This window comes from Nisaea sediminum, from assembly GCF_014904705.1.
In the GTDB taxonomy this organism is placed as follows: domain Bacteria; phylum Pseudomonadota; class Alphaproteobacteria; order Thalassobaculales; family Thalassobaculaceae; genus Nisaea; species Nisaea sediminum.
In genome coordinates this window covers 123,787-137,255 of the sequence record NZ_JACZCQ010000003.1, presented here as the reverse complement: position 1 = coordinate 137,255, position 13,469 = coordinate 123,787, and the positions used below count along the sequence as shown (strand labels likewise).

Genomic DNA, 13,469 nt, shown 5'->3' with positions numbered 1-13,469 from the left:
CAATCTCGCGGTTTCTTTGGGGGAGGCCGCGAAAGGATCGGTGACAATTCGGCATCAGACCGGGCGTCACGGATCCGGGCAACGGGAGGAGTTGGCCGATGGGCCAGAAAACAGCGCTGGTGACAGGTGCGAGCCGTGGAATAGGCCGGTCGGTTGCCAAATATCTCGCGGACAAGGGTTATCAGGTCGTGGGCCTGGCGCGCAGCGCGCCGTCGGGCAGTTTCCCGGGCGCCTTCCGCACCGCCGACCTCTCCGATGCCGAGGCGACGCGCTCCGCGCTCGCGGCAATCGCATCCGAGTTTGAAATCGACGTGCTGGTGAACAATGCCGGCATCGCCCCGCTCGGCACTGTCGAGGAGGTGACGCCGGAGACCCTGCAGCATCTCATGTCGGTGAATGTCCGCGCGCCCTACCAGTGCATGCAGGCTTTTCTGCCGGGGATGCGCAAGCGCAAGTTCGGCCGGGTGGTGAATATCGGCTCCCGCGCCGCGCTCGGAAAGCACGGGCGCAGCGCTTATGCGGTGACCAAGGGCGGAATTGCGGCCGCAACCAGGACCTGGGCGATCGAGGCCGGCGGAGACGGGATCACCGTGAACTGCGTGGCGCCGGGCCCGATCGCGACGGAGATGTTCGAGGAAGGCAACCCGGCGGGCTCCGCCAGCCGCAATGCCATCGAGGCGGCAATCCCGGTGAAGCGGATCGGCCAGCCGGAAGACGTGGCGGCGGCCGTTGCGTTCTTCGCGTCCGAGGATGCCGGTTTCTGCACCGGGCAGGTGCTCTATGTCTGTGGCGGCCTGACCATCGGGTCCGCGCCGCTATGAACGACATGAGCGATCTCCGCAGACGCAATCTGGCCCGCCTGATTGCCCCTAAAAGTTTTGCCGTTATCGGTGCTTCGGACGATCCGATGAGGATCGGCGGGCGACCGATCTACTATTCCCTGAAGTTCGGGTTTTCCGGGAAGATCTATCCTGTGAACCCGAAGCGGGAGACGGTGCAGGGTCTGAAGGCCTATCCCTCCATCGCCGACGTGCCGGAAGCCGTCGATGCGGCCATCGTGGCGCTGCCAGCGTCGCTGGTTCTTGAGGCGGTGGAAGCCTGCGCGGCCAAGGGTGTCGGCGCTTGCGTCGTGTTCAGCTCCGGCTTTTCCGAACTCGGTGCCGAAGGCGAGGCCATGCAGGCCGAGCTGACGTCGGTCGCGCGCCGCACCGGCATGCGGATCCTCGGACCGAACTGTCTCGGCGGCTTCAACGGCGACAATGGCTGGACCGGAACGTTTTCTTCCGCACCTATGGCCGACCCGCCGGAGCCGGGACCGATCGCCATCGCCAGCCAGAGCGGCGCCTACGGTGCCCATATCTTCAGCCTTGCACGCAAACGCGGGCTGCAGGTCGGCCGCTGGATCACGACGGGCAACGAATCCGACGTCGAGCTATCGGAATGCATCTCCTACCTGCTCGACGATCCTTCGGTGAAGGTGGTGATGTCCTATGCCGAGGGGCTGCGCGACGGCGCGGGCCTCAAAGCCGCCTTCGAGAAGGCGCGCCGCCTTAAGAAGCCGATCATCATGGTGAAGGTCGGGCGCAGCGACATCGGTGCCGCAGCTGCGGCCTCGCACACGGCGGCGCTCGCGGGTCCGGATGCTGTGATCGACGGGATGATGCGGCAGTATGGAGTCTACCGCGCGGAGGATGCGCCGGAGATGCTGGAAGTCGCTTATGGCTGCCAGAACGGGCATTTCCCGGCCGGAAAGAAGATCGGTTTCGTCTCGATCTCGGGCGGTCTCGGTGTGCAGATGGCGGACAAGGCCTCCGAGCTCGGGCTCGAGATGCCGCAATTCTCGAAGGCCGGGCAGGAAAAGATCCTCGAGCTTCTGCCGTTCGCGTCGCCGCGCAATCCGGTCGATGTCACCGGCCAGGTTTTCAACCAGCGTGACGCCATCGCCAAATGTCTGAAGATCGTGATGGAGGACGGAGACTACGATGTCGTCATCTCCTTCCTGACCACCGGCGCGGCGATCCCGGCGGTTGCGGACGAGATTGTCGAGACCCTGAAGCCCCTGAAGGAGAAGCGGCCGGACAAGCACCTTTTCTTTTCCATCATGGGGTCGGAAGAGACCCGGCGCTTCTACGAGGGGCACGGATATCCTCTGTTCGACGACCCGGTGCCCGCGGTGACGGCGGCGAACGGACTGATGTTCTTCGGCCAGGCTTTTTCGACCGATCGCGGCGAGCCGCCGGAGCTTCCGGTGGGTGTGCTGGCGGCCCCGCGACATGCGACCTCTGAGCATGAGGCCAAGAAGATCCTCGCCTCCGCCGGTATCCCCGTGGTGCGTGAATTCATGGCCACGTCGCCTGAAGAGGCGGTGGCGTTCGCGGCGGATTTCGGCGGTCGCGTGGTGCTCAAGATCGCGTCGCCGGACATTGCTCACAAGACCGAGATCGGCGGCGTGCTGGTTGGCCTCGAAGGCGAGGGGGCTGTGCGCGAGGGGTTCGAGACGCTCATGGCGCGGGCGAAGGAGAAGCGCCCGGATGCGCGGCTCGACGGCGTGATCGTCTCGGAGATGGTGAGTGGCGGCGTCGAATGCGTGATCGGCGTGCAGCGCGATCCGGTGCTCGGCCCGGCGGTCATGTTCGGGCTCGGCGGCGTGCTCGTCGAGGTGCTGAAGGATGTCAGCTTCCGTCTCGCGCCGTTTTCGGTCGACGAGGCGCACCGGATGATCCGGGAGATCAAGGGTTTCAGGATTCTGGAAGGGGTGCGCGGCGCGCCGCCGGCGGATGTCGATGCCCTGGCCGACGCGTTGGCGAAGCTTTCCGTCTTCGCCGCGGCGAATGCGGATCGTCTGGACAGCATCGATATCAACCCCTTTGTCGTTCTGCCCGAGGGCAGGGGCGCGGTGGCGGTCGATGCGCTCATCGTTCCGGTGTCTGGAGAAAGTGCATGAGGCCGCAAAGCGTCCGTACCCGCATCACCGAGCTTTTCGGCATCCGTCATCCGATCCTCTGCGGTGGCCTCATGTGGCTCGCCGACGCGAATTATGCGGCTGCAGCGGCCAATGCCGGATGTCTCGGATTCATGACCGCGAAAACCTTTCCCGACCCGGAACGCTGGAAGGAGGAGCTGGAAAAGGCGAAGCAGCTGGCGAACGGCAATCCCTTCGGCGTGAACCTCTACATTTCGCAACGCCCGGAAGAGAACGCGATGCTTTCGGGGCATGCGGACCTCGCCTTGCAGGCGGGCGTTCGCAGTTTCGAAACGGCGGCAATGCCGCCCGCGGACCTGGTGCGTCAGCTGAAGGAAGGCGGCGCCAAGGTGATCCACAAGGTCGCCTCCGTGCGCCACGCGGTCTCGGCGGCCGCCAAGCTCGACATTGATGCTGTTTCCGTGGTCGGCATGGAATGCGGCGGGCATCCGGGGCTCAACATGATCGGCAACATGGTGCAGGGGGTGCTGGCCGCGCTCCGGGTCGATATCCCGGTGGTGATCGGCGGCGGTATCGGCCACGGCCGCCAGCTTGCGGGTGCGCTGGCCTTCGGAGCCGAGGGCGTCGTGCTCGGCACGCGTCTCCTGGTCGCCGACGAGGTCTGGAGCCATGACGCGGTGAAACAGCGCGTGGTGCAGGCGGACGAGACAAGTTCCCGCCTCGTGCTCGCCTCGATGCGCAACACCTACCGGGTGGTCGACAACGAGACCGCGCGGGCTGTGGCCGAACTTGAGGCGGCGGGCGTCAGCGACTACGAGAGCTACCGCGAGCATGTGCGCGGCACGCTGCAGCGCGAGGCCTACGAGGAGGGCGATCCGGAAAAGGGCCTGCTTTCAATGGGCCAGTCCGCTGTCTTCGCCGACCGGATCGAGCCGCTTGGCGACATCATCGACAGGATGGTCGACGAGATGGTGGAGGCGATGGACCGGGTGCAGGCGCTGCGCGTCGGAAGGGACATGGCGGCGGAATAAAGTGTCAGGGCCGTTTCTGCGCTGCGAGGATGCGCCGGAAGATCTTTCCGGCCTCCTGGTGGCGGTTGTCGCGATAGAGCGCGGCGAGCACGGTGACGGAAAGTCCGAGTTCCGGGACGACGAACAGCCGCTGCTGGCCGTAGCCGATGGCCATCGCGATGTCAGGCCCGGTAGCCGGGTCGAGCGGTCCCGTATACCACATGAAGCCGTAGCCGATCCCCGTGCCGGCGAGCCAGGGAACTGCCGCCACCCGGCGTTCGAGTGAGGCATGCATCCAGGCTTCCGGAACCACCTGGGTGCCGTTCCATTTCCCGTCATTGAGCACAAGGGAGCCGATTTTCGCGAGGTCGCGCGGCCCGAGCCGGAGGCCCGAAGCGGCGCTCGGCGCAAATTCGGGTCCCCAGAAACCGCGCCGCCATTCGTAGTTCCCGATCCCGAGGGCGGCGAAGAGGGTGCTCTCGGCGAAACGGTCGATCCGCTGACCGGTCCGGCTTTCGATCAGCTTGCTCAGGATCTGGGTATTGCCGCCATTGTAGTCCCAGCGCGTTCCGGGTTTCTCGACCACCGGGCGCGCCAGCACCAGCGCGATCGGATCGGCCGAGCGGATCATTCGGACCTCGTCATTCTCCGGGCTGGTGTAGGGCACATGCATCTCGTTCCATTGGAGACCGGAGCGCATGGTCAGGACATCTTCGAGGGTCACGTTCGCGGCCTCCGGCACCATGATCTGCCGGTATTCCGGGAAGAGTTCCGGCAGGGGCATGCCGAGATCGCGCTCGAAGTCCTCGCCGAGGGCGATACCGAGCAGGAGCGAGGTCACGCTTTTCGTCACCGAGCGCAGATCGTGCAGCTCGGCGGGGCCGGATTTCCGGACACCGAGAGGGTCTCCCCAGTTCTCGTCCGGACCTTCGTAATAGCGTTCATAGACCAGCGCGCCGTTCCGCTCGATCAGCACCGCGTGGATGTTGCCGTGCATGCCGGCGCGGATGTCCGCGTCCAGCTTCTCGAGTTTGGCGGTGTCGAAGCCGGATTTCTCAGGCGCGGCGGTTTTCCAGCCGTCGCCGAGATCCGCAGGGGCGCCTGGCTCCGCGGCGTCCGCCTGTCCGGAGGCGAGAGAGAGGCAGATCAACAGGGCCGCGATGAGACGGGCGCACCTGCCCCTGTCGGAAATCGTCCACCGGATCGCGTTCGTTGCCATTGCGCCGTCTCCTGTCCTGCGTCGCCAGTATGTAGGCGCGATCCCGTGAAATATACGTGCCATTTGCGTGAATTTTCCTATCTGATTTTCGAGGATCTGTCGGAGGGAAGGCGATGAGTGCAGCCGGGCGCGGAGACGGGGAGTGATCTTCCTGACCCACGCGGACGTGGTGATCGATCCGGAAGTCCCGATCACCGATTGGGGCCTGACGGACCGGGGACGTGCCCGAATCCGAACGGGGCTTTCGCAGCCCTGGTTGACGCAGGTCACGAGTCTCTGGTCGAGCGAGGAGCGCAAGGCGCTCGACACGGCGGAAATCCTCTCGGAGCACTTGGGCCTCGCGATCCGGACCCACGCCGATCTCGGAGAGAACGACCGCTCCTCGACCGGCTATCTCCCGCTGGAGGAATTCGACCGTACGGCGGATCTATTCTTCGCCGATCCGGACAGTTCGGTGCGCGGCTGGACGCCTGCAAGGATCGAGCAGCAGCGCATCCTCTCAGCTACCGCGGCGGTCGTCGCGCTCGACCCTGGCGGGGCACCGCTAGTCGTCTCGCACGGTGCGGTCGGCGCGTTGCTGCTCGCGCATCTTCTCGGCAGGCCTATCTCCCGGGATCTCGACCAGCCGCGCAATGGCGGCGGCAACTGGTTCTCGACCTTTGACCCTGTGCCTGCCTGGAAGGCCTTCGACGTCGTCTGACGATGGCGGAGCTGATAGGCTGGCGACATGTCCCGTTCCGAAGACATTATCGGTGTCACGCTCGCCGGATATCCGGACGAACAGCGTTCGCGGCTTCAGGCCTTGCGCGAACTGATCCATCGATCGGCCCGGTCCTGCGCCGAGGTCGCGGAACTCGAGGAATGCCTGAAATGGGGTCAGCCGAGCTTCGTGCCGAAACCGCGCGGGGTCGGCTCCACGGTACGGATCGATGCGAAAGCGGACGGTGCTTCGGTCTATTTCATCTGCACGACCGGATTGGTGGAGGGCTTTCGGGAGATCTACCCGGAGACCTTCACCTTCGTCGGCAACCGGGAGATCCATTTCGGCCCGGAGACGGACGTCCCGGAAGATGAGCTGGCGCATTGCGTTGCGATGGCCTTGACCTATCACGTACGGAAGAAGCGCGGTTAGTGGCGCATCATGGATTTTTGGCGAGCGTGTAGATACCGGAAAGGAGCTTGTCGCAGCGCCGTCCGTCGGTCGTCAGCGGAAGAATGATCCGTTCCGCGAGGAGGTGTTCCTTGACCTCGTTTTGGCCATAGAAGGGGCGGGTGACGGCCTGCGGGGTCATGCTCGCGGCTGCGGTCAGAAATTCGCTCAGGACCCGCCGCCGCTGCTCGTTGAGGCCGATCTCGGCAAATGTCTTTCCGGTATCGTCCTTGCCGTAGAATTCTGCGATCCAGGTTCCGATCACGCGATAGCGGACGTCGGACAAGTCGTCGAGAACGTCGAGCAGCTGCAGGTGCGGGAGCCATTGCTTGAGCTCCAGAACGTCGAAGTCGTTCCGCGACGGTGCCCGGCGGTCGCCCGCCCGATCTTTCCAGAAACTGTACAGCGCGCGCAGCTCGGGATGAGCGAGATCCGCTTCAGACCTGATGACGGAAGAGGCCGGCAGCCGAAGTGGCGCTCCGTCACGGCTGGTTTTCATGGCGCACTCTTCGCGACGGACCGCATCGGCATGGAGGGGCGGACCGGGGCCCGCAAGCCTCCATGTTCCCTCATTCGAGGGCTTGCTCCAAGTCCGCGATGATGTCGTCCGCAGTCTCGAGGCCGACCGAGATCCGCATCACGTCGTCCCCGGCACCCGCGGCCGTGCGCTGTTCCTCGGTGAGTTGGCGGTGCGTGGTCGAGGCCGGATGCAGGATCAGCGAGCGGGTATCGCCGATATTGGCGAGGTGGCTCAGCAACTCGACGCCCTCAACGATGCGCTGGCCGGCCGCATAACCGCCCTTGACCCCGAAAGTGAAGACGGAACCGGCGCCCCCCGGCAGGTATTTCTGCGCCAGCTTGTGATAGCGGCTGCTGGGCAACCCGGCATAGGAGACCCACGAGACCGCCGGATGGGCGTCGAGGAAGGAGGCGACCTTCACGGCGTTGGAGACATGCCGCTCCATGCGCAGCGGCAGCGTCTCGATGCCGGTAATGGTGAGATAGGCGTTCATCGGCGCCATGGTCGGACCGAGATCGCGGAGACCCACTGCATGGCCGTAGGTGGTGAAGGCGAGGTCACCGAAGCTCTCCCAGAAGGAGATGCCGTGATAGGCGGGTTCCGGCTCGGCGAGCGACGGGAACTTGTCGTTCTGACCCCAGTCGAACCTGCCGGAATCCACCACCGCGCCGCCCATGGCGTTGCCGTGGCCGGAGAGGAACTTGGTGGTCGAATGCACAATTAGGTCGGCGCCGTGCTCGATCGGGCGGCAGAGATAGGGCGTCGCCATGGTGTTGTCGATGATGAGCGGGACACCGGCGCCGTGCGCGATCTCCGCCAGCGCCGCGATGTCGCTGATCACGCCGCCCGGATTGGCGAGGGACTCGGCGAAGAGCGCCTTGCATTTCGGGTCGTCGACCGCCCTGCGGACCGCGTCCAGATCGTCGACATCGACGAATGTGCAGTTCCAGCCGAACTTCTTGAAGGTCTTGCCGAACTGGGTGATCGATCCGCCATAGAGCCGGGTCGAGGCGACGAGGAAGTCGCCGGGCTGCATCAGCGGGAAGAGGGCGAGCATCTGCGCCGAATGGCCGGACGCAGTGCAGGTCGTGCCGCGGCCGCCCTCGAGACTGGCGATCCGCTCCTCCAGCACCGCCGTCGTCGGGTTGGAGAGGCGGGAATAGATGTTGCCGAAGGTCTGCAGGTTGAAGAGCGAGGCGGCGTGGTCCGCATCGTCGAAAACATAGGCCGTGGTCTGGTAGATCGGCGTCGAGCGCGCGCCCGTGGTCGGGTCCGGTGCGGCGCCGGTATGGATCGCCCGGGTCTCGAAGCCGGCCCGCTTCTGCGGCGCGGCCTTCGGGTTCTCCGCTTCCTCCGCCCCCGGCATGCCGACGGCGCGGCGCTTCGAGGAAATCACGTTCGAGTCGAAGCCGTGCCAGGAGAGCTCGCCATAGAGCCGGGAGAACTCGATTTTCGGGCAGCGGTTCATCACAACCTTCAGCCCGGCCTTCTCGGCGGCCTCGGCGCCCGCGTCGTTGCGCACGCCGAGCTGCATCCAGACCACCTTGGCGCCGATCTCGACCGCTTCCTCCGCGATCGGGCCGGCGGCCTCGGAGTTGCGGAAGATGTCGACCATGTCGATCTCGAAGGGGATGTCCTTGAGCGAGGCATAGACCGTCTCGCCGAGGATCTCCTCGCCGGCGAGGCCCGGATTGACCGGCACGATGCGGTAGCCCTTGCCCTGCAGGTACTTCGCCATGAAATAGCTCGGCCGGGTCCATTTCTGGCTCGCCCCGACGACGGCGATGGTGCGAACCGAGGAGAGGATCTCCTTGATGTAGCTGTCCGGATAATTGTCGTGATCGATCCGGCGCTGCGCTTCGCTCTCGGCCATTCTATTCCCCCGTCCATTTCGGGCTGCGTTTCTCGATGAAGGCGTCGATCCCCTCGGCGGCGTCGCGCGCCTGCATGTTCTCGACCATCACCTTGCTGGTATAGGCGTAGGCCTCGGCCAGCGGCATCTCGAGCTGCCGGTAGAAGGCTTTCTTGCCGGTCTTCAGCACAAGCGGCGATTTCGAGGCGATCTTGCCGGCCATTTCCGCGATTGCGGCGTCGAGGTCCGCTTCCGGGACAGCCTTGTTGATCAGGCCGTGCTGGAAGGCGGTCTCTGCGTCGATCATCTCGCCGGTCAGAAGCATCTCCATCACCTGCTTGCGCGGGATGGCGCGGGAGACGGCAACCATCGGCGTTGAGCAGAAGAGGCCGATATTGACGCCCGGCGTGCCGAAACGGGTGTCCTCGGCTGCGATCGCGAGATCGGCTGTGGCGACGAGCTGGCATCCGGCGGCGGTCGCGATGCCGTGCACGCGCGCGATCACCGGCTGCGGCAGGTGGGTGATGCTGAGCATTAGTTTGGAGCAGGCGGCGAAGACCTGTTCGTGGAACGCGGCATCGCTGCGCGAGCGCATTTCGCGGAGATCGTGCCCTGCGCAGAAACCCTTGCCGGCCCCGCCGAGCACCACGACCTTGACGCTCCGGTCGCGCGCGATCGCATCGAGTTCGTCCTGCAGCGCGGCCATCAGCCCAAGCGAGAGCGCGTTATAGGCGCGCGGCCGGTTCAGCGTCAGATGCGCGATCCCGTCTGCGTCCTTGCGCAGCACGAGGGTGCTATCGAGTTCTTCGACGACGGACATGTCTTCCTCCCGATCGGCTTGGCTCCGATTTCCGCCCGGCACACTACCGCCGGACGAGCCCGAGGAACAGATCTCAGGAGACGCGGATCCAGGTCATCATGCCGGAGGCAGAATGCTCAACCATGTGACAATGCAACAGCCAGTTCCCCGGATTGTCGGCGACGAAGGCGATCTCGAAGCTCTCTTCCGGCTGCATCAGAGTCGTGTCCCGCCATGCGCCGAGCGTCCCGTCCTCCAGAACCTTGCGGAAGTGATGGCCGTGCAGATGCATGGCATGCGGCCAGCCGGTGCGGTTCTCGATCCTGATCCTGACGGTTTCGCCCAGTGCGGCTGAGACAAGTGGCTGGTCCGACATGTCGGCACGGCCATTGAAGGCCCAGACCTTGCCCTGCTGGACCAAGCCGCGCATGTCCATCGATCGGCCGCCCATCATCGCCCCCATCATGCCGCCCATGGCACCGCCCTCCATCAGCAAATCGGCGCGACGTGCGGTATTGAGCGGACCGATTGGCGTCACCGGATTCGGCGAAAGCGGGGCCGCGGGTTCCGGGCGCCGCGCCGCCGAACTTTCCTCCAGCTTGAAGGTCGCGACGGCGTAGCTCCCGTTGCGCTCGTGCGAGACGATTGAGGCTTCCGTCTCGCCGGTCACGTCGACGATCAGATCCACGCGCTGTGCCGGGGCCAGAACCATCCGTCCCGCGCGCTGCGGCGTCTCGAGCGGCTGGCCGTCGAGGGCGACAACCCAGCCGTCGAGGCCGGCGAGGCTGAGGCTGAAGATCCGGGCGTTGGCGACATTGACGAGTCTCAACCGGAGGCGCTCGTTCCGGCGGGCGGTCGAGGTCCAGAAGCCATCGCCGTTCACCGTGATCCAGTTGCCGATCCGGCCGCCGTGCGACCAGTCGTGCATGGCGCCGAGATTTTCGGCGATCTCGGCTTTCTCCGTCAGCCGCCAGTCGTCGATCAGCAGGATTTCGTCGCGGTCGACGTCGGGAGCGTCTCGCTCCTCGACGATCAGTGCGCCGTAGAGGCCGCGGGCGAGCTGCTCCCAGGTCCGGTTATGCGGATGATACCAGTAGGTCCCGGCATCCGGTGCGGCGAAGGCATAGTCGAAGGTGGCCTGTGGTGCGACGGCGGCTTGCGTCAGCTCCGGGACACCGTCCATCGCATTGTCGATGCGGACGCCGTGCCAATGCACGGTGGAGGGTTGCGGCAGGCTGTTCAGGAAGCGGCGGTCGACTCGTGCGCCCTGATTGACCCGGATCGTCGGTCCGGGGACGCCGCCGTCATAGCCCCAGATCGGGGTCGGCTGATATTCCTTGGGCGCGAGCCGTGCCGTTCCCGGCCTGGCTTCGAGCGTCTCCGGCGCGGCGGCGATGGCGCGTCCGGGCAGCACAGAGGCGGCCGCGGCCAAGCTGGCAGCCCCTACCTTCTCGAGAAACACACGTCTGGAAAGATCCCGCACCTGCATTGCTCTCCTCCGATGCGCCGGTCGTCGCGCCGGCCTTTTAGAGAAGAATATGGTGCTATCGCACGCCGAGGAAATGCAGAACGAAGGCGATGGTGCCGAAGGAGAGGAAGGTCGAGAGCAGCATCGAGGTCGCGGCCGCCTGGGTGCCCGCATTGTAGCGGTCGGCGAAGAGATAGACATTCACCCCGACCGGCAGGGCGGCGACGATCACCGCGACGTTGCGCCAGAGCGGATCCATGGAGAAGACATGGGTCGCGAGGAGGTAGGTCAGGGCCGGGAACAGCACCAGTTTCAGCAGGCTGCCGACCAGCGCCTCCCAGATCGCGCCGCTGAGCCGGTAGCGCGCCAGCGAGGCGCCCATGGCGAAGACGGCGCAGGGCAGGGCGGCGCGGCCCATGAACTGGGCGATGTCGGAGACCGGCTTCGGCAGTGGCAGGGCGAAGATGTTCCAGGCGAGCCCGGCGATCAGCCCGATCAGGATCGGGTTGGTGGCGAGGCTTCTCACGATCGAGACGGGGATCGCCAGCAGCGCGCCCTTCTGCCCGCGGCCGCCCTCGACCAGGATCGTGACCACGGCGAAATACTGCCAGGAATGGAAGGCGATGATGAGGAAGACGGGCAGCGTGCCGGCATCGCCGAAGGTGGTGAGGATGAGCGGAATGCCAAGCAGCACCGTATTGCCGAAGGCGCCCGTCATCCCTGCCAACGAAGCATGAGCGAAGTCCCGGCGGAACCACCACAATGAGATCAGCATACCGAGCAGCCAGACCGCGTAGCCGGCGCCGAAGAAGGAGATCAGGAATTCCCATTCGATCGGGTCAGGAAGGGTCTGCCGCGCCATGGTGTGGAACAGCATCGGGGGAATGGCGAAGTTGAAGACGAACTTCGAGAGACTGTCGACCGCCGCTTCCGGGAACCAGCCCAGGCGCGCGGCGCCATAGGCAATGAAAACGGTGCCGAAGACCGGCAGGACGATGTCGATGAGGATTTCCATGGCGGACCCGGAGAGGGAAAGGCGGATGACGAGGCGAATGCGGTTGGCCTATTCGATAAACGAAAATCCTCGCCAATGACAGACGCGGCATCCGGCGCGGCGGCGGAACCGCATCCGCTGCTCGACGGCCCGATAGCGCGGAAGCTGGTGCGGCTCGCCCTTCCGGGGTTGCTCGGCGGGCTGATGCAATCCTTCCTCTATGTCGCCGACGGGCGCTTCGTCGGCACCCTCGGCCCGCTTCCGTTGGCAGGCGTGGCGCTGGTCTTCCCGCTCTTCGTCCTCTCGGTCATGCTCTCGGCGGGTGCCGTCGGCGGTGCCGTGGTCGCGGCGACCGCGCGGGCGCTCGGCGCACGCGATCATGAGGGCGCGGGAGCGCTGGTGCGGACGGCGATGGTCCTGGCCCTGGCCGGCGGCGGCTCGAGTGCTCTGCTTGTCCAGCTCTTCGGCCCGGCTTTCTTCCGCCTGCTCGGCGGCGAGGGTGAGGTTCATGAAACTGCCGTCGCCTATGCTGGGATCCTTTTCCCCGGCATCGTGATCGTCTGGTTCTTCAACATGGCAGCGAGCCTGCTGCGCGGGGCGGGGGAGATGCGCCGCCCGGCCATCGCCCTCGGCATCGCCGCGACGGCGCATATTCTCTCCGCCCTGGTGCTGGTCGCGGGCATGGGGCCGTTCCCCTCGCTCGGCATCACCGGCGCCGCGCTCTCGCTGCTGATCGGCTATGCGGCGGGCAGCCTCTATCTCGCCTGGCGGCTGTTCGGGGCCGGGCGTCCCGCATGGGTGCAGCTTGCAGGGTCGGTCGATTGGGGGCAGGTCTGGCGCGTCGGAAGGCGCGGCTGCTTCGCCGGGGTGCAGTCGGTGCTGACCATCGCCATGGCCCTCGTCGTCACCGCCTATATGGCGCGGATCGGCCCGAAGGCGCTCGCAGGCTACGGCATCGGCGTCCGGCTCGAACTCGTCATCATTCCGGTGATCTTCGCCTTCGGCAGCGCCTGCATCGCCATGGCGGGGGTCAGTCTCGGCGCCGGGCAGCGGGCGCGGGCGCTCCGCGTCTCCTGGACTGGCAGCGCCTTCGCCGCGAGCTTCGTCGGCCTGATCGGCTGTTTCCTCGCCGTGTTCCCCGCGCTCTGGAGCGGGCTCTTCACCGCCGACGCGGAGATCGCCGCCGCGACCGCGCGCTACCTGAAGTTCGTCGGCCCGGCCTACACCTTCTTCGGGCTCGGCCTCTGCCTCTATTTCGCCAGCCAGGCGCTGAACAGCCTCATCTGGCCGGTCACTGGCGCCGGGATCCGGCTCGCGATCCTGCTCGGCGGCGGGGGTGTTCTGCTGGACGAGGGCGTCGACAGTAGAACTGTCTTTCTCCTCGTCGCCGGAGCGATGACGGCTTACGGGCTGTTCAATACATTGACGCTCCGCTTCGGCCCGTGGCGGCGCTAACGCGACGACACCTGTGCAACCTTGACGGTTGGCGGCGGCGCGCCTCTGGCCCAATATTTCCGGCAATAACGAAAGACGG

The 13,469-nt window shown here is 65.8% G+C and carries 12 protein-coding genes; 6 read left to right on the top strand and 6 right to left on the bottom strand.

What is annotated here, in order from left to right; all coding sequences use genetic code 11:
* The first annotated feature begins 98 nt into the window (after nucleotides 1-98).
* From IG122_RS05640 to IG122_RS05630, 3 genes are read left to right on the top strand one after another with little or no spacing between them, the layout of a single operon-like run.
* On the top strand, nucleotides 99-821 hold the full coding sequence (locus tag IG122_RS05640; RefSeq protein ID WP_193181296.1) for an SDR family oxidoreductase: 723 nt from the start codon (nucleotides 99-101) through the stop codon (nucleotides 819-821).
* A complete protein-coding gene (locus IG122_RS05635; protein ID WP_226893360.1) occupies nucleotides 818-2,944 on the top strand; it encodes an acetate--CoA ligase family protein in 2,127 nt (708 codons plus the stop codon). The genes IG122_RS05640 and IG122_RS05635 overlap by 4 nt, the downstream gene beginning before the upstream one ends.
* Complete coding sequence (locus IG122_RS05630; RefSeq protein ID WP_193181294.1) at nucleotides 2,941-3,954, top strand: NAD(P)H-dependent flavin oxidoreductase; 1,014 nt, start codon at nucleotides 2,941-2,943, stop codon at nucleotides 3,952-3,954. Before IG122_RS05635 ends, IG122_RS05630 begins: the two co-directional genes overlap by 4 nt.
* Nucleotides 3,955-3,958: 4 nt before the next feature.
* On the opposite strand, the gene IG122_RS05625 is transcribed toward IG122_RS05630, so the two are convergent.
* A complete protein-coding gene (locus IG122_RS05625; protein WP_193181286.1) occupies nucleotides 3,959-5,152 on the bottom strand; it encodes a serine hydrolase domain-containing protein in 1,194 nt (397 codons plus the stop codon).
* A gap of 142 nt (nucleotides 5,153-5,294) precedes the next feature.
* Here IG122_RS05625 and IG122_RS05620 point away from each other — a divergent pair, with 142 nt between their 5' ends.
* A complete protein-coding gene (locus tag IG122_RS05620) occupies nucleotides 5,295-5,852 on the top strand; it encodes a histidine phosphatase family protein (protein WP_319024819.1) in 558 nt (185 codons plus the stop codon).
* Between the two features lie 27 nt (nucleotides 5,853-5,879).
* The gene (locus tag IG122_RS05615) at nucleotides 5,880-6,284 is read left to right on the top strand and encodes a DUF1801 domain-containing protein (RefSeq protein ID WP_193181284.1); all 405 of its coding nucleotides are present in this window, start codon (nucleotides 5,880-5,882) and stop codon (nucleotides 6,282-6,284) included.
* Nucleotides 6,285-6,291: 7 nt separating this feature from the next.
* On the opposite strand, the gene IG122_RS05610 is transcribed toward IG122_RS05615, so the two are convergent.
* From IG122_RS05610 to IG122_RS05590, 5 genes are all read right to left on the bottom strand, one after another.
* Nucleotides 6,292-6,801 carry a PAS domain-containing protein gene (locus IG122_RS05610; protein WP_193181282.1) on the bottom strand — a complete coding sequence of 170 codons (510 nt, stop codon included), beginning with the start codon at nucleotides 6,799-6,801 and terminating at the stop codon, nucleotides 6,292-6,294.
* 70 nt (nucleotides 6,802-6,871) lie between these two features.
* Entirely contained in the window at nucleotides 6,872-8,695 is a 1,824-nt protein-coding gene (locus tag IG122_RS05605) for an O-acetylhomoserine aminocarboxypropyltransferase (protein ID WP_193181280.1), read from the bottom strand.
* Between the two features lies 1 nt (nucleotide 8,696).
* Nucleotides 8,697-9,494, bottom strand: a complete 798-nt coding sequence (locus tag IG122_RS05600) for an enoyl-CoA hydratase (RefSeq protein WP_193181278.1) — start codon at nucleotides 9,492-9,494, stop codon at nucleotides 8,697-8,699.
* A gap of 73 nt (nucleotides 9,495-9,567) precedes the next feature.
* The gene (locus IG122_RS05595) at nucleotides 9,568-10,962 is read right to left on the bottom strand and encodes a multicopper oxidase family protein (protein WP_193181276.1); all 1,395 of its coding nucleotides are present in this window, start codon (nucleotides 10,960-10,962) and stop codon (nucleotides 9,568-9,570) included.
* A 55-nt stretch (nucleotides 10,963-11,017) separates the two neighbouring features.
* A complete protein-coding gene (locus IG122_RS05590) occupies nucleotides 11,018-11,956 on the bottom strand; it encodes an AEC family transporter (RefSeq protein WP_193181274.1) in 939 nt (312 codons plus the stop codon).
* Nucleotides 11,957-12,031: 75 nt separating this feature from the next.
* Between IG122_RS05590 and IG122_RS05585 the strand changes: the two genes are divergently transcribed.
* Entirely contained in the window at nucleotides 12,032-13,390 is a 1,359-nt protein-coding gene (locus IG122_RS05585; RefSeq protein ID WP_193181272.1) for an MATE family efflux transporter, read from the top strand.
* Nucleotides 13,391-13,469 lie beyond the last annotated feature (79 nt).